Source organism: Escherichia albertii NBRC 107761 = DSM 17582, assembly GCF_000759775.1.
Taxonomy (GTDB): Bacteria; Pseudomonadota; Gammaproteobacteria; order Enterobacterales; family Enterobacteriaceae; genus Escherichia; species Escherichia albertii.
In genome coordinates this window covers 1-20,798 of sequence record NZ_BBMY01000087.1, presented here as the reverse complement: position 1 = coordinate 20,798, position 20,798 = coordinate 1, and the positions used below count along the sequence as shown (strand labels likewise).

Here is a 20,798-nt window from a genome sequence, read left to right as displayed (position 1 = left end):
CACCCACATTATTGAGGAAGGAGGCTGGACCGTATTTCGCAATATGCCGCTGATTTTTGCGGTCAGTTTACCTATCGGTTTGGCGAAGCAGGCGCAGGGGCGCGCCTGTCTGGCTGTACTGGTAAGTTTCCTGACCTGGAACTATTTCATTAACGCCATGGGGATGACCTGGGGAAATTATTTCGGCGTCGATTTCACCCAGGATGCTGTTGCAGGAAGCGGTCTGACGATGATGGCGGGAATTAAAACTCTCGATACCAGCATTATCGGTGCGATTATCATTTCAGGGATTGTTACCGCGCTACACAACCGCTTATTCGATAAAAAACTGCCGATTTTTCTGGGGATCTTTCAGGGAACATCGTATGTGGTCATTATCGCCTTCCTGGTGATGATTCCTTGCGCCTGGTTGACGCTGCTTGGCTGGCCGAAAGTTCAAATGGGCATTGAATCGCTGCAAGCGTTCCTGCGTTCGGCGGGGGCATTGGGGGTGTGGATCTACACCTTCCTCGAACGTATTTTGATCCCAACCGGTTTACACCACTTTATCTATGGGCCATTTATTTTTGGCCCGGCAGCCGTTGAAGGCGGAATTCAGATGTACTGGGCGCAGCATCTACAAGAGTTCAGCCAGAGCACTGAATCGTTGAAATCTCTGTTCCCGGAAGGCGGCTTCGCGCTGCACGGCAACTCAAAAATCTTTGGCGCCATCGGGATTTCACTGGCTATGTACTTTACCGCCGCACCGGAAAATCGGGTGAAGGTCGCTGGTTTGCTCATACCCGCAACCTTAACCGCTGTGCTGGTTGGGATTACCGAACCGTTAGAGTTCACCTTCCTGTTTATCTCGCCGTTACTGTTTGCCGTTCACGCTGTGCTGGCCGCATCGATGTCAACGGTGATGTATCTCTTTGGCGTGGTAGGCAATATGGGCGGCGGCCTGATAGACCAGGTCTTGCCGCAAAACTGGATCCCGATGTTCAGCAATCACGCCGACATGATGCTGACCCAAATCGCCGTTGGCTTGTGCTTTGCCGTTCTGTATTTCGTCGTCTTCCGCACGCTGATCCTCCATTTCAATCTCTGTACGCCGGGACGTGAAGATGCCGAAGTGAAGCTCTACTCAAAAGCGGAATATAAAGCGGCGCGCGGAAAAACAATGGCTGCTGAGCCAGATGCGAAACTGGGGCAGGCTGCCGGGATCCTGCAAGCACTTGGCGGAGTAACCAATATTTCCAGCATCAATAATTGTGCGACGCGCCTGCGTATTGCCTTGCATGACATGACGCAAACGCTTGACGATGAAGTCTTTAAAAAACTGGGGGCGCACGGTGTTTTTCGTAGTGGTGATGCTATCCAGGTGATCATTGGTCTGCATGTTTCCCAGTTACGCGAGCAGCTCGATAGCTTAATCAGCTCCCATCAATCGCCAGAAAATATCCCCGTTACGGAGGCCGTATAATGACCAAATTCTCAGTGGTAGTCGCAGGTGGAGGAAGCACCTTTACGCCCGGTATCGTGTTGATGCTGCTGGCGAACCAGGACCGCTTCCCACTTCGTGCACTGAAATTTTATGATAACGATGGCGCCCGGCAGGAAGTGATTGCCGAGGCCTGCAAAATCATCCTCAAAGAGAAAGCGCCGGAAATTGAGTTTAGTTACACCACCGATCCTGAAGCAGCGTTCAGCGACGTTGATTTTGTCATGGCGCACATTCGTGTCGGCAAATACCCGATGCGCGAACTGGATGAAAAAATCCCGCTGCGCCACGGCGTTGTTGGTCAGGAGACCTGCGGACCCGGCGGAATAGCGTACGGCATGCGGTCCATTGGCGGCGTCCTGGAACTGGTGGACTATATGGAAAAATATTCACCAAATGCCTGGATGCTCAACTACTCCAACCCGGCGGCGATTGTGGCTGAAGCGACGCGTCGGTTACGACCGAATGCGAAAATCCTCAACATTTGCGACATGCCAATCGGCATTGAAAGTCGGATGGCGCAAATTGTTGGTCTGAAAGACCGCAAACAGATGCGCGTGCGTTATTACGGGCTTAATCACTTTGGCTGGTGGACGTCTATTGAGGATTTGCAGGGCAATGACCTGATGCCGCAGTTGCGACAATATGTCTCGAAGCACGGTTATATTCCGCCGCTGAAAGATACTCATACCGAAATGAGCTGGAACGATACCTATGCTAAAGCGCGAGATGTGCAGACGCTGGACCCGGATACGTTGCCAAACACCTATCTGAAATATTATCTCTTCCCGGATTATGTTGTTCAGCATTCCAACCCTGAACATACCCGTGCGAATGAGGTAATGGAACATCGCGAAAAACAGGTATTCGACGCTTGTCGGGCTATTACGAAGGCGGGCAACTCTGCGGCAGCCAGTCTGGAAATTGATGAGCATGCGTCATACATCGTCGATTTGGCGACGGCTATCGCCTTCAACACCCTGGAGAGGATGCTGCTGATTGTGCCGAACAACGGGGCTATCCATAACTTTGATGATGAAGCGATGGTGGAGATCCCTTGTCTGGTTGGTCACAACGGACCGGAGCCACTGGTGGTCGGCGACATCCCGCAGTTTCAGAAAGGGCTAATGAGTCAGCAAGTGGCGGTGGAAAAACTGGTGGTTGATGCCTGGGAACAGCGTTCATATCAACGCCTGTGGCAGGCGATAACACTATCAAAAACCGTGCCGAGTGCATCAGTCGCCAAAGCCATTTTGGATGAGTTGCTGGAGGCCAACAAAGCGTATTGGCCTGAACTGCATTAATTGTGCGGACCGGTATCCATTGGATGCTGGTCCGTATTCTTCAGCACGGCTGATGGCGCATAACCAAATTTATGCTTAAAGGCTTTGCTGAAATGGAAGGAGTCGAAGAAGTTAAGCATATCTGCCACTTCGCCAACCGAGTTTCCTTGTTGCTTTAATAGCGATAACGCCAGCTCCAGGCGATGGCTGGTGTTCAGCTGGTATTATTCGTGTTGCTTATATCGGCGATCCTCCGGTCAGGAAGGAAAAGATCAGCAGTAGTAGAAGAATGCCGCACACGATACCGATCCCAAAGAGCACGGCATGGAAAACCAGTGTCCCGCCGCCAAAAAACAGCGCGCCGCTGATACTCCAGTTACTTTCTTTACGCATACCGCCAACAAATGCGCAGAGTAGTGCAGCAATGGCCAGCGCTATGCCGCCTTGCTTGAGGATTTTATCGACATCCGGCGCCTCTTTTTTCTCTACCGTGGTAATTTTTTCACCTTTAATTCCGGCGAGAAGACCTCTTTTTATTTCAGCCGTTTTTTCCGCAACGACGCTTTCCAGCGTTGGCGGCGGCGCAGAGAATGAATGGGCCGAATGAAAAGTGGATAATGCCCATTATTAGCGCGATGGTGCCGAATAGCATACCCAATGAGCTGATTTTATTTTGCGCTATGATACCCATCTGACCTCCTTGTAACGAATGGTAAAAGCTTATCAGGAAAGGGGCGGACGAAATTCTTAAAAATAGCTGTACAAGGCAGAGCGTTAGTGAAATTGCAAAGGAGTCACAATGAAAATTTCTCGCCTCGGTGAAGCGCCCGATTACCGCTTCTCGCTGGCCAATGAACGTACCTTTCTCGCATGGATCCGTACTGCGCTTGGGTTTCTGGCGGCGGGCGTGGGGCTGGACCAGCTAGCGCCGGATTTCGCCACGCCCGTTATTCGTGAACTGCTGGCATTATTGTTGTGCTTGTTTTCCGGCGGGTTAGCGATGTACGGCTACTTGCGCTGGTTACGCAATGAAAAAGCGATGCGTTTGAAAGAAGATCTGCCCTATACCAACAGCTTATTAATCATCAGCTTAATATTGATGATCGTGGCGGTGATCGTTATGGGACTGGTGCTGTATGCCGGATAGTCGCAAAGCCAGGCGGATTGCTGATCCCGGGCTTCAACCGGAGCGCACATCGCTGGCGTGGTTTCGTACCATGCTGGGCTACGGCGCGTTGATGGCGTTGGCTATCAAACATAATTGGCACCAGGCCGGCATGTTATTCTGGATTTCGATAGGCATCCTCGCCATCGTGGCGCTGATCCTCTGGCACTACACCCGTAATCGCAATTTAATGGATGTCACAAATAGCGATTTTTCCCAATTTCGCGTAGTCCGTGACAAATTTATGATCTCTCTCGCGGTGTTATCTCTCGCAATACTGTTTGCTGTAACGCATGTACATCAACTTATCGTATTTATTGAGAGAGTCGCATGACAGGAAGTCTGGTCATGAATGCTGAAGAGGACTGGCACCAACTGGTTGTAGAGCATAAAGATACTCTGCAACCTGCCGATTTTTATCAGGATTTCAAACTGCGGGGCATTCGCTCCGTGCAACTTATCCCCCATATTGAATTTGATGACCGGGGCGAGCTGACGGCTGCTTCGGTAACAGCGGAGCTGTGGGGGCGATTTTTAATCACACTGTTCGAGTGTTGGGCGCGTGCAGATATCAGTCGTATATCAATCGAACTTTTTGACGTCACATTACAAAAGTGAAAACCCGCAACCATGGAAGGATTGCCAGGGGTGTGACTGGCATCGTTTATGTCCGTATGCCCGAGAGCATCAGCCGGACAAAGTGCTTTGCGCTGGCTATAAAGCGTTTTACTCCTACACTGCGCCACACATGCGGGTAATGCGCGATTTGATAAAGCAGCATCGTTCACCCATGGAGTTGATGACGATGCTGCGCTGATGTGAACTTAAACGGCCTGCCCCTGGTGAGATATCCGCGTCGCCAGCGGCAGCCAGCACAGCACAATTAATAATCCCATCAAGGTCATCAGCAACCCCAGGCTTCCCTGGCCGGTTTGTGGCAGCATTGCAGAGAGCGAGGCCAGTACGCCGGAACCGATATTTTGCAGGCCGCCGACCAGCGCGCCGGCGGTGCCAGCCAGGAAGGGGAATGGCTCCATCGCGCCGCTGGTCGCCAGCGGAAACAGCATCCCGGCACCAAAAAAGAAAAGTGCTGCGGGAACGAGCAGCGTCCAGACATTCATAATGCCGAACCAGCCGGGGATCCACATCATCAACCCAGCCAGCAGACAGCAGATAACCGACTGCCACATCAACGTCGAGAAGCGTTTATTCGGACGTCCGGCAAACCATGCGCCGAAGAATGCTGCCGGGATCGGCAGAATAAACAAAATACTGACCGTCATGCTGCTCAGCCCTAACACCGCGCCCATCAAAACCCCGGAGCAGGCTTCGAAAGCGGCGATTCCGGCCAGGCCGCCAATCAGCATTAACAAATAACAGTTAAAACCGCCATTGCCGAAAAGGGTTTTATAACTGGTAAGCAGTCGCGTACGCGGCGCGTCAGCAGGGCGCGTTTCCGGCATCCAGCGTGCCATACTGAACGTTACACCCGCACAGAGCACCAGCAAAAAAAGATAGCAGGCACGCCAGTTCCACATGGTATCCAGCAGACCGCCGATCAACGGTGCAAGCAACGGACTGACGAGAATTCCCATATTTAACAAACTATTAGCGTGGCGCAATTGTGTCCGTTCATACAAATCACGCGGCAGCGTACGCGCCATTACACCACCGACGCCGGTTCCCATCCCCTGCATCGCGCTGGCGGCAATCAGCACCGTCAGGCTGGAGGTGGTGACTGCAATTAGCGTAGCCAGCATAAAAATGGACATCCCGACGAGGATCACCGGGCGACGACCGACTCTGTCGGAAATCGGACCGTAAAACAGTTGTGAGACACCGTAGGTCAGCAGATAAGCGCCCATCACGCTCTGGACCGCGCCTTCGCGGACGTTGAGATCGCGCGCCATATCAGCAATTGCAGGAATATAAATGGTTTGCGCCATCTGACCGACGGCCACGAGTAATACCAACATCAATAACAAATTGACGTTTCTATGCCTTTTCATTATCACGGATGCTTTTATAAAAATAATTAGAATAAGTTGCTATGCATTCCCATAAATGCGGGAGAGGAATCTATCACATTGATGAATGTTAGCCAGATATGTGTCAGGAATGGCTAAAAGCAAAACGGCAGAATATGTAAACAAAAGCGGCAATAAATGTTGCCGGAAGCAGCGAGGGTACGGTTAGTCGGGTAAGGTACTTATGCCGAATTTGGCATGAATAAGACGCACTCTGTCAACAATCTGAGCGCTTCTTCAGATGACGATTCTTTATTGCCTGAGTTTCAGTTCAAAGTGTGATCTGTTACGTATTTTTGTCCTGATGAAAAATTTTCCATTGTCTCCCCTGTAAAGCTATGCTTGTATAAATATTGTTAAACACAAAACAGACAAGGTCCCCAATGACTCCTTCCATGCTGAACGCAAAACTACTACCTACTGCGCCATCCGCCGCAGTGGTTGTCGTGCGTGTGGTGGTGGTCGTCGGCAGTGCGCCGTAGGGACTGGAACAACACACGATTCCAAAACCCCGCCGGCGTAAACCGGGCGGGGTTTTTCGTTTCAGTCCCCCTCCCGGAGCGTCGGCCCAGAAGAAAAGGACTGGAGCATGGCAAGTTCGGGCACGACATCGACACGTAAGCGCTTTACCGGCGCAGAGTTTATCGTTCACTTCCTGGAACAACAGGGTATTAAGATTGTGACGGGGATTCCTGGCGGTTCGATCCTCCCTGTTTACGACGCCTTAAGCCAAAGTAGGCAAATCCGCCATATTCTGGCGCGTCACGAACAGGGGGCGGGATTCATCGCCCAGGGAATGGCGCGCACCGACGGCAAACCGGCGGTCTGTATGGCCTGTAGCGGGCCAGGCGCGACAAATCTGGTGACTGCAATTGCCGACGCGCGGCTGGATTCCATCCCGCTGATTTGCATCACTGGTCAGGTTCCCGCCTCGATGATCGGCACTGACGCCTTCCAGGAAGTGGACACCTACGGCATCTCTATCCCCATCACCAAACACAACTATCTGGTCAGACATATCGAAGAACTCCCGCAGGTCATGAGCGATGCCTTCCGCATTGCACAATCAGGCCGCTCTGGCCCGGTGTGGATAGACATTCCTAAGGATGTGCAGACGGCAGTATTTGAAATTGAAGAATTGTCCGCCCCAGTAGAAAAAGCCGTCCCGCCAGTCTTTAGCGAAGAAAGTATTCGTGAAGCGGCAGCGATGATTAATGCCGCCAAACGCCCGGTGCTTTATCTGGGCGGTGGTGTTATTAATGCGCCTGTACGGGTGCGTGAACTGGCGGAAAAAGCGCAACTGCCGACGACCATGACTTTGATGGCGTTGGGTATGTTGCCAAAAGCACATCCGCTGTCGTTGGGTATGTTGGGGATGCACGGCGTGCGCAGCACCAACTATATTTTGCAGGAGGCGGATCTGCTGATTGTTCTTGGTGCGCGTTTTGATGACCGGGCGATTGGCAAAACAGAGGAGTTCTGTCCGCGCGCCAAAATTATTCATGTCGATATTGACCGCGCAGAGCTGGGCAAAATCAAGCAACCACATGTGGCAATTCAGGCGGATGTCGATGAGGTGCTGGCGCAGCTGATCCCGCTGGTGGAAGCGCAGCCGCGTGCAGATTGGCACCAGTCGGTAGCGGATTTGCAGCGCGAATTTCCGTGTCCAATCCCGAAAGCGTGCGATCCGTTAAGCCATTACGGACTGATTAACGCTGTTGCCGCCTGTGTCGATGACAATGCGATTATCACCACCGACGTGGGTCAGCATCAAATGTGGACGGCGCAGGCCTATCCGCTCAATCGTCCGCGTCAGTGGCTGACCTCCGGCGGGCTGGGAACGATGGGGTTTGGCCTTCCTGCCGCGATTGGCGCGGCGCTGGCGAACCCGGATCGCAAAGTGTTGTGTTTCTCCGGCGACGGCAGCCTGATGATGAATATTCAGGAGATGGCGACCGCCAGCGAAAACCAGCTGGATGTCAAAATCATTCTGATGAATAACGAAGCGTTGGGGCTGGTGCATCAGCAACAGAGTCTGTTTTACAAGCAGGGCGTTTTTGCCGCCACCTATCCGGGAAAAATCAACTTTATGCAAATTGCTGCCGGATTTGGCCTTGAAACCTGTGATTTAAATAATGAAACCGATCCACAGGCCGCGTTGCAGGAGATTATCAATCGTCCGGGGCCGGCGTTGATCCACGTACGCATTGATGCCGAAGAAAAAGTTTACCCAATGGTGCCGCCTGGCGCGGCGAATACTGAAATGGTGGGGGAATAAGCCATGCAAAACACAACTCATGACAACGTGATTCTCGAACTCACAGTTCGCAACCATCCGGGTGTAATGACCCACGTTTGTGGGCTTTTTGCCCGCCGCGCTTTTAACGTTGAGGGTATTCTCTGCCTGCCGATCCTGGACAGCGACAAAAGCCACATCTGGCTACTGGTCAATGACGATCAGCGACTGGAACAAATGATAAGCCAGATAGACAAACTGGAGGATGTGGTGAAAGTGCAGCGTAATCAGTCCGATCCGACGATGTTTAACAAGATTGCGGTGTTTTTTCAGTAACCGCTCAAGGCTTGAACAGCGGCGCGCTTATCGTTAAGGTAAGCGCGTTTTTTTACCCGTCAGGACAAGACCATGATCACCGTTGCCCTTATAGACGATCACCTTATCGTCCGCTCCGGCTTTGCGCAGTTGCTGGGGCTGGAACCTGATTTACAGGTAGTTGCCGAGTTTGGTTCGGGGCGCGAGGCGCTGGCTGGGTTACCGGGGCGTGGCGTCCAGGTGTGCATTTGCGATATCTCGATGCCGGATATCTCTGGTCTGGCGTTGTTAAGTCATCTCCCGAAAGGCATGGCGACGATCATGCTTTCTGTCCACGATAGCCCGGCACTGGTAGAACAGGCGCTTAATGCGGGTGCGCGCGGTTTTCTCTCTAAACGCTGTAGCCCAGATGAGTTGATCGCCGCTGTGCATACGGTTGCTGCTGGTGGGTGTTACCTGACACCGGATATCGCCGTTAAACTGGCATCCGGTCGCCAGGACCCTCTGACTAAACGTGAACGCCAGGTAGCGGAAAAACTGGCGCAAGGAATGGCGGTAAAAGAGATTGCCGCTGAACTTGGCTTATCACCGAAAACTGTGCACGTGCATCGTGCCAATCTGATGGAAAAACTGGGCGTCAGTAACGACGTTGAACTGGCGCGCCGCATGTTTGATGGTTGGTGATGAACAGGTTTTTTTCCCGTTTAATGACTATTATTGCCTGCTTTTTTATCTTCTCTGCCGCGTGGTTTTGTCTGTGGAGTATCTGCCTGCATCTGGTTGAGCGGCCTGAGTTGGCTGTTTTACTGTTCCCGTTTGGTTTGCGGTTGGGGTTGATGCTGCAATGCCCGCGTGGTTACTGGTCTGTGTTGCTGGGGGCGGAATGGTTGCTGATTTACTGGTTGGCGCAGACAGTAGGGTTAACCCATTTCCCCTTTTTAATGATTGGTAGTGTGCTGACGTTGTTGCCTGTGGCGTTGATCTCCCGCTATCGGCATCAGCGTGACTGGCGCACCTTGCTGTTACAAGGTGCTGCGCTGACGGCGGCGGCATTGTTACAGTCTCTACCCTGGATTTGGCACGGGAAAGAGTCGTGGAACGCGCTGTTGCTAACGTTAACTGGTGGCCTGACGCTGGCCCCCATTTGCCTGGTGTTCTGGCATTATCTCGCCAGTAATACCTGGTTGCCGCTCGGTCCTTCATTGGTTTCCCAGCCGATCAACTGGCGCGGTCGGCATCTGATCTGGTATTTGCTGCTGTTTGTCATCAGTCTGTGGCTCCAACTGGGGCTGCCGAACGAACTGTCGCGCTTTACGCCATTCTGTCTGGCATTGCCGATTATTGCTCTGGCCTGGCACTATGGCTGGCAGGGCGCGTTGATTGCGACGTTGATGAACGCCATTGCGCTGATTGCCAGCCAGACCTGGCACGATCACCCGGTAGATTTATTGCTCTCGTTGTTGGTGCAAAGTTTGACCGGATTATTGCTTGGCGCAGGTATCCAGCGCCTGCGTGAACTTAATCAGTCGTTGCAAAACGAACTGGCGCGTAATCAGCATTTGGCTGAGCGACTCCTGGAAACCGAAGAGAGCGTGCGTCGCGATGTGGCGCGTGAACTGCATGATGATATCGGTCAGACCATTACTGCTATTCGTACCCAGGCGGGTATTGTCCAGCGACTGGCGGCGGATAACGCCAGTGTGAAACAGAGTGGACAGTTGATCGAACAACTGTCGCTGGGGGTTTACGATGCGGTACGCCGTTTGTTAGGACGGTTACGTCCGCGCCAGTTGGACGATCTTACGCTGGAGCAGGCTATCCGTTCGTTGATGAGAGAAATGGAGCTGGAAGGCCGTGGTATTGTCAGCCATCTTGAATGGCGGATTGATGAATCAGCGTTAAGCGAAAATCAGCGCGTGACGCTGTTTCGCGTTTGCCAGGAAGGGCTGAATAACATTGTGAAACATGCCGATGCCAGTGCGGTCACGTTGCAAGGTTGGCAGCAGGGTGAACGGTTAATGCTGGTGATTGAAGACGATGGCAGCGGCCTGCCGCCGGGATTCGAGCAACAGGGATTCGGTCTTACCGGAATGCGTGAGCGGGTAACGGCACTGGGCGGCACGTTGACGATTTCCTGTCTGCACGGTACACGCGTCAGTGTTTCTTTACCCCAACGTTATGTGTAAGGCTTAATGATGTTGCAGTTTCTGAAAGCGCCTGCCGATGCGCCGCAGATTAGCGATAAACATGAAATTGATGTTCGTTACCGCTACTGGCGTCGACATATTCTGCTGACCATCTGGCTGGGCTATGCGCTATTTTACTTTACCCGCAAGAGTTTCAACTCCGCCGTGCCGGAAATCCTTGCCAGCGGCGTACTAAGCCGTAGCGATATTGGCCTGTTAGCGACGCTTTTTTATGTGACCTATGGTTTGTCGAAGTTTGTTTCCGGCATCGTTAGCGACCGATCAAATGCCCGTTATTTTATGGGGATCGGCCTTATCGCTACTGGCATCATTAATATTCTGTTTGGTTTTTCCACTTCTCTGTGGACGTTTGCCGTTCTCTGGGTGTTGAACGCATTCTTCCAGGGCTGGGGTTCCCCAGTGTGCGCCCGTCTGTTAACCGCCTGGTATTCGCGTACCGAGCGCGGCGGCTGGTGGGCGTTATGGAACACGGCGCATAACGTCGGGGGAGCGTTGATCCCTATTATTATGGCCGCATCCGCACTGCATTACGGCTGGCGTGTCGGGATGATGATTGCTGGTTGGATGGCCATTGTGGTGGGAATTTTTCTCTGTTGGCGATTGCGCGATCGTCCACAGTCGCTGGGGTTACCCGCAATTGGCGACTGGCGGCACGATACGCTGGAAATGGCTCAGCAACAAGAAGGGGCAGGATTGACGCGTAAGGAAATCCTCACTAAATATGTGTTGCTTAACCCGTACATTTGGCTACTTTCCTTCTGCTATGTGCTGGTTTACGTGGTTCGTGCGGCGATCAACGACTGGGGCAACCTGTATATGTCCGAGACGCTGGGGGTTGATCTGGTGACGGCGAATACCGCAGTGACGATGTTTGAGCTGGGCGGATTTATCGGTGCGCTGGTCGCCGGTTGGGGCTCGGATAAACTGTTTAACGGCAACCGCGGGCCGATGAATTTAATTTTCGCCGCCGGGATTTTGCTGTCAGTCGGCTCGCTGTGGTTAATGCCGTTTGCCAGTTACGTGATGCAGGCGACTTGTTTTTTTACTATCGGCTTTTTTGTTTTTGGCCCACAAATGTTAATCGGCATGGCGGCGGCAGAGTGTTCTCACAAAGAGGCGGCAGGTGCGGCGACGGGATTTGTCGGTTTGTTTGCGTATCTGGGGGCATCGCTTGCCGGTTGGCCGCTGGCGAAAGTGCTTGATACCTGGCACTGGAGTGGTTTTTTTGTGGTCATTGCTATCGCCGCCGGGATTTCAGCGCTGCTGTTACTGCCCTTTTTGAACGCTCAGACACCACGCGAAGCGTGATGCATCTCACTTTTTTACCTCATATTCGGCAAAACTAAGAAATTTTCCAGGTTTTGCCTGGACACTATCCCAGGCCTGCTTTGCTGCTGATTTTTACAATGAATACCTTACTCAGGTATTCATTTCAGGAGCAACCCCGCCATGCTGGCCTTCCTTAATCAAGTGCGCAAGCCGACACTGGACCTTCCTGTCGAAGTGCGGCGCAAAATGTGGTTCAAACCGTTCATGCAATCCTACCTGGTGGTCTTTATCGGCTACCTGACGATGTACCTGATTCGCAAGAACTTTAACATCGCCCAGAACGACATGATCTCCACCTACGGGCTGAGCATGACGCAACTGGGGATGATTGGCCTGGGTTTCTCCATCACTTATGGCGTGGGTAAAACACTGGTTTCCTATTACGCCGACGGCAAAAATACCAAACAGTTCCTGCCGTTTATGCTGATCCTCTCCGCCATTTGTATGTTGGGCTTTAGCGCCAGTATGGGTAGCGGTTCGGTAAGCCTGTTCCTGATGATTACCTTCTACGCCTTAAGCGGTTTTTTCCAGAGTACCGGTGGTTCGTGTAGTTATTCCACCATCACCAAATGGACGCCGCGTCGTAAGCGTGGGACTTTCCTCGGTTTCTGGAATATTTCACATAATCTCGGCGGTGCAGGCGCGGCAGGCGTAGCGTTGTTCGGGGCGAATTATCTGTTCGATGGTCACGTCATCGGGATGTTTATCTTTCCATCGATTATCGCGTTGATTGTCGGTTTTATCGGCCTGCGTTATGGCAGTGACTCCCCGGAATCTTATGGTCTCGGTAAAGCTGAAGAACTGTTTGGTGAAGAGATCAGCGAAGAGGACAAAGAGACGGAATCCACGGATATGACCAAGTGGCAGATCTTTGTCGAATATGTGCTGAAAAACAAAGTGATCTGGCTGCTGTGCTTCGCCAACATCTTCCTGTACGTGGTGCGCATTGGTATCGATCAGTGGTCAACCGTGTACGCTTTTCAGGAGCTAAAACTTTCTAAAGAAGTAGCGATTCAGGGTTTTACGCTGTTTGAAGCAGGCGCGCTGGTTGGCACGCTGTTGTGGGGCTGGCTCTCTGACCTGGCGAATGGCCGTCGCGCGCTGGTGGCTTGTATTGCGCTGGGGCTGATTATCGCCACACTCGGTGTCTATCAGCACGCCAGCAACCAGTATGTCTATCTGGCTTCTCTCTTCGCATTAGGTTTCCTGGTCTTTGGTCCACAATTGTTGATTGGCGTAGCGGCAGTCGGCTTTGTTCCGAAAAAAGCGATCGGCGCGGCTGACGGGATCAAAGGCACTTTCGCTTATCTGATTGGCGACAGCTTTGCAAAATTAGGTCTGGGAATGATTGCCGATGGCACGCCAGTATTTGGTCTCACTGGTTGGGCCGGTACTTTCGCCGCGCTGGATACTGCCGCAATTGGTTGTATCTGCCTGATGGCGATGGTAGCGGTCATGGAAGAACGTAAAATTCGCCGTGAGAAAAAGGTTCAGCAGTTGACAGTGGCATAAACGTAACTGGTGACTTTTGCCCGGCCTTGCGCCGGGCTTTTTTTTACTTATTCCGCGATTTCCAGTGTGGTAAAAGCAAACTTTTCGCCATCAAACAGACCCTGACTGGTGAGTTTCAGCGCCGGGATCACGGGCAGGGAGAGAAATGCCATCTGAATGAACGGTTCATCCGGTAACGGTCCACATTTACGGGCGGCGACTTTCAATGCGTCAATTTGCTCCGCCAGCGACTGCGCCGTGTCGGTGCTCATTAGCCCGGCAATGGGGAGCGGGAGATGACTCTGGACCTGACCGTTATGTACTACGCACAACCCGCCGCCATCCTGAATCACTTGATTTACCGCCATCGCCATCTCTTCCGCGCTGTGACCGATCACCACAATATTGTGGCTGTCATGGCTGACCGTTGCAGCCAGCGCGCCTTCGTTCAGGCCAAAGCCGCCGAGCAAACCACAGGCCGGGGCCAGCCGCTGACCGTAACGCTCAAGTACGGCGATAAAACAGACATCATCGCGATCAAAACCGTTTTCGCTGTAGACGCAGGAGTGAGAGTGCGTAATCAGTTCGTTATGGATAACGTCAATGACCCGATAGCGTTTTCCGGGAGTAAATTGCAGGGCAAAGTCGCTGGCGGAAACCGGCTGACGGACAATGGTATTGCCGTACGGCGGGGCGGATTGCGCCAGTCTTGCTGGTTCTTCCGCCTGCAAGGTTTGCGCGTCAATCGGTTCGCCTTTCACCAGTACCTGTTGCACTGTAACCTTACGTGCGTCGCTTAACAGGACAATATCGGCCTGTTTTCCGGGAGCCAGTAAACCAAGATGATTCAGACCAAAATGACGCGCCGTCGACCAACTGGCTACGCGATATGCCACATGCAACGGCACATTGTGCTGTTCGATCAGGCGACGAATTAAGGCGTCGATATGGCCTTCGTGGGCAATTTCCCACGGGTTACGGTCATCGGTGCAGAGCATGCATTGCGGGCTGTTAAATTCATTGATCAACGGCGCCAGCGCGTTGAGATTACGGGCAGCGGAGCCTTCGCGGATCATTAACGACATGCCGAGTTGTAATTTTCGGCGACCTTCTTCCAGCAGATAACTTTCGTGGTCGTTTTCGATTCCGGCGGCAATATAGGCGTTAAGTTCTTTACCGCCTAAACCGGGACAGTGACCGTCCAGCGTCAGATGGCGAAATGCGTCCAGTTTATCGAGCAGCGAATCCTGACCGCTGATCACACCTGGGTAGTCCATCATTTCCGCCAGACCAGTTACTTGCGGATGATCTCGCCAGGCGACCATTTGCTTGAGGGTAAAACTGGCGCCGTTAACATCGCAGCCTTCCAGTGCAGGGACGCAAGAGCTGACCTGTAAATATTGATTCTGCTTTGCTTGTTCCGCACAGCGAGCAAACCAGGCAAACCCAGCTTCGCCCATGACGTTGACGATTTCATGAGGATCGCAAATGACGGTCGTCAGGCCGCGCGGTAGTGTGGCGGTTTCAAAGGTGACGGGGGTCATCATGCTGGATTCAATATGTAGATGCGCATCGATAAATCCGGGTACCGCCGTTGCGCCGCACGCATCAATTCGGTGCCGGGCTGGGGCATCGGCGTATTCTGCGCCAATACCGGCAATGTAACGTCCTTTAATCACAATAGGGCCGGAAATTTCTCCACCATTGTTCAGATCCAGAACAGAAACATTATCAATAATATAATCGGCAACGGCTTCGCCACGGGAAACGGCTAACAATTCCTGGTATTCAGCTCTGCTAATGTGATGAAATTTATAGTTAATAGAGTTATTCATATTTTTCTCATTTTGATTTTATCAATTTGATTATTATTTATCATAAAGAAACGTCGCGAGATTATTAAAGAATATCCATTAATCTGCAATTGAAATGTTATAATTATCACTGAACCGTTGTTGTCATTTGCTTTACAAAAGCAAGGGATTAAATCTCCTCCAATGGACAAAAAAATGAATAATGACAATACCGATTATGTGAGTAATGAATCAGGGACGCTTTCGCGATTATTTAAACTTCCTCAGCATGGAACAACTGTACGTACAGAATTGATTGCGGGTATGACCACCTTTTTAACCATGGTGTACATCGTTTTTGTTAACCCGCAAATTCTTGGTGCAGCGCAAATGGACCCTAAAGTGGTGTTCGTTACAACCTGTTTGATTGCGGGAATTGGCAGTATTGCGATGGGGATATTTGCTAACTTACCCGTGGCGTTGGCACCCGCGATGGGGCTGAACGCCTTCTTCGCGTTTGTCGTGGTCGGGGCGATGGGGATCTCCTGGCAGACCGGGATGGGCGCCATATTTTGGGGCGCAATCGGGCTGTTTTTGCTGACCCTTTTTCGTATCCGGTACTGGATGATCTCCAACATTCCGTTAAGTCTACGTATTGGCATCACCAGCGGAATCGGATTATTTATTGCCTTAATGGGATTAAAAAATACGGGGGTTATTGTCGCTAATAAAGACACGCTGGTGATGATTGGCGATTTAAGTTCACATGGCGTGTTGTTAGGCATTTTAGGCTTTTTTATTATAACTGTGTTGTCATCTCGTAATTTTCATGCGGCGGTACTGGTTTCTATCGTGGTGACTTCCTGCTGCGGATTATTTTTTGGCGATGTTCATTTCAGTGGTGTCTATTCCATTCCACCCGATATTAGCGGTGTTATTGGTGAAGTTGATTTAAGTGGCGCATTATCGCTTGAGCTTGCCGGTATTATTTTCTCCTTTATGTTGATCAACCTATTTGATTCATCAGGGACATTAATTGGCGTAACTGATAAAGCTGGCTTAATAGATAGTAACGGTAAATTCCCCAATATGAATAAGGCGCTGTATGTTGATAGCATCAGTTCGGTTGCCGGGGCGTTTATTGGAACTTCATCGGTGACGGCCTACATTGAAAGTACTTCCGGCGTGGCGGTAGGCGGTCGCACAGGGCTGACTGCTGTGGTTGTTGGCGTTATGTTCCTGCTGGTTATGTTCTTCTCGCCGCTGGTGGCGATGGTTCCCCCTTATGCAACCGCCGGGGCGTTAATCTTCGTTGGCGTGTTAATGACTTCAAGCCTGGCACGTGTTAACTGGGATGATTTTACCGAATCAGTACCGGCATTTATTACTACGGTGATGATGCCTTTTACTTTCTCGATCACGGAAGGTATTGCGCTGGGCTTTATGTCGTACTGCATTATGAAAGTGTGCACTGGACGCTGGCGTGAGCTGAACCTGTGTGTGGTAGTGGTGGCGGCGCTGTTTGCGCTGAAAATCATCCTGGTGGATTAGTATCTGACAAGAATTTCCAGATATCATGAGTGTCGGTTACGCAGGAGAACTCATGATCTGGATAATATTCGCCACTCTGGCGGTGGTATTTGTGGTTGGTTTTCGGGTGTTGACATCCGGTGCCCGAAAAGCGATTCGTCGACTGAGCGAGCGGCTGAATATCGATGTTGTGCCCGTTGAATCGATGATCGATCAGATGGGAAAGTCAGCGGGCGATGAATTTTTACGTTATCTGCATCGCCCTGATGAATCGCACCTGCAAAACGCTGCGCAGGTGCTACTCATCTGGCAAATTGTGATTGTTGATGGTAGTGAACAGAACCTACAGCAGTGGCATCGGATTTTGCAAAAAGCCCGCCTCGCCGCGCCGATTTCTGATGCGCAGGTACGTCTGGCGCTGGGCTTTCTGCGAGAAATAGAGCCTGAAATGCAGGACATTAATGCTTTCCAGATGCGCTATAACGCATTATTTCAGCCAGCAGAGGGCGTTTACTGGCTACATTAAAGCTGTTTTGCCTGATGCAATGCTGGCGGGGGGGCCTCTTGAAACATACCTGGGGTTGCATCATGAGTGAATATATCGAATAAATCGGCGGCGATACGCTGGATAATGTCACGTAATTACATATCCGGGCACTCTACTTTTCCTAGCGCTTCCCAGTAATTATTCTGATTATTTCTCTCCATTGCTACGATGGCTTCACGTATATGTTGTTGATTATTTTTATCGGATAGCATCATTTTTTCCCATGCATCGTCAGATAATGATGCCTCCGGGGTACAAAGTTTGCGTAAATCCTGCAATACGACTTTTTTTTCTTTTGCCGACTGTAGCGAACTGAACGGTGACTCCGCCTGCACAATGGTGGGGAGAATGAGGCAAATGGCGATAAAAAAGAGTGTCAGTGATTTCATGGCTTCAGCCTCTGTAGATATAGGTCGTATAAAGCGTAAGTGTAGTCAAATTCCTCCGCTATCATTAGCTTGTGCTAAACGTATCTTATGCGTTCAGCAAGAAGTGCCAGTTCAGGCCGAATACAGATGGGATGTGAAAATATTAATTATAAGCCTAACGTCAGACCCGGAAGCGATGACGCAACCGGGTTGCTAACAGGCGATGATATCGTACCAGACGCCTATATTTTTCTGGTGCGACGGCGGGAGTCCATTGAAATCAATATCACTGATGAAAGAATCAACAGCGTTCCCAGCCAGTCCGGTAGGGTGAACGTGATGCCGAGTAACAATAAAGAGAGTAGTGCACTGCTTAGCGGTTCTGCACAACTCAATATACTGGCCTTCGGCCCGCCAATTAACTGTGCACCTTTCAGATACAGACTAAACGTCAGCGATGTGCCGATGACGACGAGATAGAAAAATGCCAGGATTAAGCTGCCGTTAACCACAAAGTTTGTTCCTTGCCTGGCATAAAAAGGAAGCAGGATAAGACCACCAATCAACATACTCCAGCCGACGATGGGCAGCGTACCGTAGCGAGAAATGAGCGTAGAGGGGTAAGTGGTGTAGAACGCAGCAGCAAAAGCCGAGGTGATTCCCCAGAAGAGTGCTGCGGGAGAAATCGAGAGTGAGGTGGGATTTCCGTGAGTCACCAGCAAAAAAGTACCGATAAGCGACGTCATGATCGCGGCGAATACCAGAATTCCTGGGCGCGATTTACGAACCAGCGAGAACCACGCCACAATAATTGTTGGCGAGAGGAACTGTAGTACCGTTGCCGTAGCCGCATTTGATTTTTCTATGGTTAGTAAGAAGGTCAGTTGTACTGTCAGCGCACCAAGCACGGAAAAAATCAGCAAGCTGATGGCGTCTTTATGATTTTTTACTATCGAGAAGACTTTATCGCCGTGAAAAAATGAGAGCGTCAGCAGAATAAAGCCAGCAAATATCAGACGTGTCATTGTCAGAAACTGCGACGACATCTGGCTTTGTTCCATGATGTATTGTGCGCAGACACCGGAACTCCCCCATAATACGGCGGCAATCAAAACGTTCAGCATCCCCTTTCTGGTGGAACCCATTTTTCCCCTCTGCATTCAATTTTGTCGTTTATGTTTACGAACATAATAGCAAAATTGACGACTATGGCCTGGCGTTGTCTCCGTTGTATCAATCTCATTTCTGGTTACGCCAGTTCTGGCGAATCCTGAAAATAGCAACAGTTGTCATGACCATAGAAGTAAAGGAAATCATGATAACGCGCAAAAAGAGAATGGTGTTGTAGTGGCTGCAATTATTAATGCATATCTATATGAGGAAGGGCGCGCTGTCAGTGTTGATGACGGAGCATCTTGTTTTAGTTTTAAACAGTTAAGCGTCTTTAATAAACAGCAGACATATCATTGCGATGCTCAGCATACCTATCGCCAGCCAGAACAAGGAATGATAACTCCAGATTTCGACCATGATACCGTCGAGTGAACCGGCTATTATCCAGCCCACGCGTGAGGTGTTGGCATATAGTGTAGTGGCGAAGCCAATTTTTTCGGGTATCAGGTCCTGAAAGTAAAGCATACCAATACCGCAGAGAATACCCAGGAATATTGCATTGAGTATTTGTAATTCCAGCTCTACGGTAGGGGTCGTTGCCATCAATACACTGGCATAAAAACAGATACCGCTTACGATGGCAATCAGCATTAAAAAACGCTTTCCAATGCGTTTTATAAAGTAACCCGCAATGAGCATTGCCGGAATTTCCAGCCCGGCGGCAATGCCGATCATTTCACCAGCTAATCTGTCGGTGAAATGTAATTCATCAATAATAAATAACGGCATATTGATAATGTAAAGATTATTAGCACCCCACATCATTGTACAAACCACGAAAAGTAACCAGGTATCTCGTCGGCTGTGAGAGGTCGCGGACATATCTACGGGGCGGGGCGTAGCAGGAATGCTTTTCTGTATTGATGGTAGAAAGAGCCAGACTATCAGGCCGCAGAGAACAAATGCGATGGCCGCAGTGAGATACATCACCTTAAAGCTAAATCCCATTGCCAGTTCATAGGCGAGTGGCGGGCCAATGACCCAGGCGAGAGATATCTGGGCGCGCAAAAAAGTACTGAACATCACCGTTTCACGGCCGTTCATATCGGCGTGTTCACGGGCGAGAGCAAACATTTGTGGATTAGCAGTGGACGCAAAACTACTCAACAATATGCCTGTAGATAACAGGATGAAATAATTACGATTCCATGCGAAAAGGGTACAGGCCATCACGCCAAACAGGCAGCATAACAGAATTAATAATTTTCGGTTGCCTTGCTTATCGGAGTGTCTGGCTAAAAACTGACTTACCAGAATCCCCATAATCGCATTGCCGGTAAAAAAGAATCCAACCATAATTGGTCGGGCCTTTAATTCATCCGCGAGGAATATACTGAGTGTTGGTGTTTGTAGCGCTCCAGCAATCCCTGTAAGAAAAGCAACAATTAAAAATGCTGCTGCCGTAATGTCTAATATCTTTGAAGGCGTTGTGGCCGTTTTTTGCATGCTTGTGTATCACTGCAATAAAAGAATTGCGGGAAATTCCGCATTTCAATAAGTCGTAAACCTAATTAAGGGCCTGTTAAGTATGCTGACGCTAGCGGAATCTATGCTACCGCAACCTAAAATAATCAGCAATTAAGATTATTGCAAAAATAAGAATGATATAAAGTGAATATGTTTAAGAATATTTGATACAGATGCCACATATATTGCTATATGCTGTGTATATTAATAATTTAAATGGCGATTTTTGATGATGAAATAACAATCAGGTTGTCAGTGGTTATTTTCTTATATAGATAATATGAAATCTTACTAGTAGGAATAACCAATTTGGTACTTGGTTGGAGAGACCTGTCGCCTGGTAATGACTCCAACTTATTGATAGTGTTTTATGTTCAGATAATGCCC

Annotated in this window: 19 protein-coding genes and 2 pseudogenes; 14 read left to right on the top strand and 7 right to left on the bottom strand. The window is 50.4% G+C overall.

Annotation, left to right across the window (positions count from 1 at the left end; all coding sequences use genetic code 11):
* On the top strand, positions 1–1,462 hold a 1,462-nt coding region (locus tag EA14781_RS15080), incomplete at its 5' end, for a PTS sugar transporter subunit IIB (protein ID WP_042335849.1).
* Positions 1,462–2,784 carry a 6-phospho-alpha-glucosidase gene (locus EA14781_RS15075; protein ID WP_000160089.1) on the top strand — a complete coding sequence of 441 codons (1,323 nt, stop codon included), beginning with the start codon at positions 1,462–1,464 and terminating at the stop codon, positions 2,782–2,784. The genes EA14781_RS15080 and EA14781_RS15075, both read left to right, overlap by 1 nt.
* On the opposite strand, the gene EA14781_RS23470 is transcribed toward EA14781_RS15075, so the two are convergent.
* Together EA14781_RS23470 and yidI are read right to left on the bottom strand one after the other, a co-directional pair.
* Complete coding sequence (locus tag EA14781_RS23470) at positions 2,781–2,981, bottom strand: AraC family transcriptional regulator (protein ID WP_085949844.1); 201 nt, start codon at positions 2,979–2,981, stop codon at positions 2,781–2,783. The genes EA14781_RS15075 and EA14781_RS23470 overlap by 4 nt on opposite strands.
* A gap of 19 nt (positions 2,982–3,000) precedes the next feature.
* A pseudogene (yidI, locus tag EA14781_RS15070) lies at positions 3,001–3,454 on the bottom strand (inner membrane protein YidI).
* 108 nt (positions 3,455–3,562) lie between these two features.
* On the opposite strand from yidI, the gene EA14781_RS15065 reads away from it, so the two are divergent.
* The 3 genes and pseudogenes from EA14781_RS15065 (at position 3,563) to EA14781_RS15055 (ending at position 4,745) form a co-directional block, all read left to right on the top strand.
* A complete protein-coding gene (locus EA14781_RS15065; RefSeq protein WP_000703955.1) occupies positions 3,563–3,910 on the top strand; it encodes a YidH family protein in 348 nt (115 codons plus the stop codon).
* A complete protein-coding gene (locus EA14781_RS15060) occupies positions 3,900–4,262 on the top strand; it encodes a DUF202 domain-containing protein (protein WP_001113433.1) in 363 nt (120 codons plus the stop codon). Before EA14781_RS15065 ends, EA14781_RS15060 begins: the two co-directional genes overlap by 11 nt.
* Positions 4,259–4,745 (top strand): annotated as a pseudogene (locus EA14781_RS15055) (radical SAM protein). The gene EA14781_RS15060 and the pseudogene EA14781_RS15055 overlap by 4 nt, the downstream one beginning before the upstream one ends.
* Positions 4,746–4,752: 7 nt before the next feature.
* On the opposite strand, the gene emrD reads toward EA14781_RS15055, so the two are convergent.
* A complete protein-coding gene (emrD, locus tag EA14781_RS15050) occupies positions 4,753–5,937 on the bottom strand; it encodes a multidrug efflux MFS transporter EmrD (RefSeq protein WP_024164674.1) in 1,185 nt (394 codons plus the stop codon).
* Positions 5,938–6,338: 401 nt separating this feature from the next.
* Between emrD and ivbL the strand changes: the two genes are divergently transcribed.
* The 7 genes from ivbL to uhpT all read left to right on the top strand — a co-directional run bounded on the left by ivbL (position 6,339) and on the right by uhpT (position 13,554).
* Positions 6,339–6,437, top strand: coding sequence for an ilvB operon leader peptide IvbL (gene ivbL / locus EA14781_RS15045; RefSeq protein WP_032275147.1), 99 nt, complete (start codon positions 6,339–6,341; stop codon positions 6,435–6,437).
* Positions 6,438–6,544: 107 nt separating this feature from the next.
* Complete coding sequence (gene ilvB / locus EA14781_RS15040; protein WP_000168450.1) at positions 6,545–8,233, top strand: acetolactate synthase large subunit; 1,689 nt, start codon at positions 6,545–6,547, stop codon at positions 8,231–8,233.
* Positions 8,234–8,236: 3 nt separating this feature from the next.
* Positions 8,237–8,527, top strand: a complete 291-nt coding sequence (ilvN, locus tag EA14781_RS15035) for an acetolactate synthase small subunit (protein ID WP_001181704.1) — start codon at positions 8,237–8,239, stop codon at positions 8,525–8,527.
* Positions 8,528–8,599: 72 nt separating this feature from the next.
* Positions 8,600–9,190: a response regulator transcription factor UhpA gene (gene uhpA / locus EA14781_RS15030; protein ID WP_000633660.1), complete on the top strand. Its 591-nt coding sequence runs from the start codon at positions 8,600–8,602 to the stop codon at positions 9,188–9,190.
* Entirely contained in the window at positions 9,190–10,692 is a 1,503-nt protein-coding gene (gene uhpB / locus EA14781_RS15025) for a signal transduction histidine-protein kinase/phosphatase UhpB (RefSeq protein WP_001078756.1), read from the top strand. Before uhpA ends, uhpB begins: the two co-directional genes overlap by 1 nt.
* A gap of 9 nt (positions 10,693–10,701) precedes the next feature.
* Positions 10,702–12,021 carry an MFS transporter family glucose-6-phosphate receptor UhpC gene (gene uhpC / locus EA14781_RS15020; RefSeq protein ID WP_002460393.1) on the top strand — a complete coding sequence of 440 codons (1,320 nt, stop codon included), beginning with the start codon at positions 10,702–10,704 and terminating at the stop codon, positions 12,019–12,021.
* 141 nt (positions 12,022–12,162) lie between these two features.
* Positions 12,163–13,554 (top strand): hexose-6-phosphate:phosphate antiporter UhpT, encoded by a 1,392-nt coding sequence (gene uhpT, locus EA14781_RS15015; protein ID WP_000879214.1) that lies wholly within the window; start codon positions 12,163–12,165, stop codon positions 13,552–13,554.
* A 47-nt stretch (positions 13,555–13,601) separates the two neighbouring features.
* Here the strand turns inward: uhpT and adeD are convergent, their stop codons facing one another.
* Positions 13,602–15,368 (bottom strand): adenine deaminase, encoded by a 1,767-nt coding sequence (gene adeD, locus EA14781_RS15010; protein WP_001065745.1) that lies wholly within the window; start codon positions 15,366–15,368, stop codon positions 13,602–13,604.
* Between the two features lie 174 nt (positions 15,369–15,542).
* On the opposite strand from adeD, the gene adeQ reads away from it, so the two are divergent.
* Together adeQ and EA14781_RS15000 are read left to right on the top strand one after the other, a co-directional pair.
* Positions 15,543–16,877, top strand: coding sequence for an adenine permease AdeQ (gene adeQ / locus EA14781_RS15005; protein WP_024164673.1), 1,335 nt, complete (start codon positions 15,543–15,545; stop codon positions 16,875–16,877).
* Positions 16,878–16,929: 52 nt separating this feature from the next.
* On the top strand, positions 16,930–17,382 hold the full coding sequence (locus tag EA14781_RS15000; protein ID WP_002460389.1) for a DUF1198 domain-containing protein: 453 nt from the start codon (positions 16,930–16,932) through the stop codon (positions 17,380–17,382).
* Positions 17,383–17,498: 116 nt separating this feature from the next.
* Here EA14781_RS15000 and EA14781_RS14995 read toward each other — a convergent pair whose 3' ends face one another.
* The 3 genes from EA14781_RS14995 to EA14781_RS14985 form a co-directional block, all read right to left on the bottom strand.
* On the bottom strand, positions 17,499–17,792 hold the full coding sequence (locus EA14781_RS14995; protein WP_000839222.1) for a YicS family protein: 294 nt from the start codon (positions 17,790–17,792) through the stop codon (positions 17,499–17,501).
* Between the two features lie 221 nt (positions 17,793–18,013).
* Positions 18,014–18,916, bottom strand: coding sequence for a carboxylate/amino acid/amine transporter (locus tag EA14781_RS14990; RefSeq protein WP_002460386.1), 903 nt, complete (start codon positions 18,914–18,916; stop codon positions 18,014–18,016).
* A 289-nt stretch (positions 18,917–19,205) separates the two neighbouring features.
* Positions 19,206–20,390: a sugar efflux transporter gene (locus EA14781_RS14985; protein ID WP_002460384.1), complete on the bottom strand. Its 1,185-nt coding sequence runs from the start codon at positions 20,388–20,390 to the stop codon at positions 19,206–19,208.
* Positions 20,391–20,798: the final 408 nt, after the last annotated feature.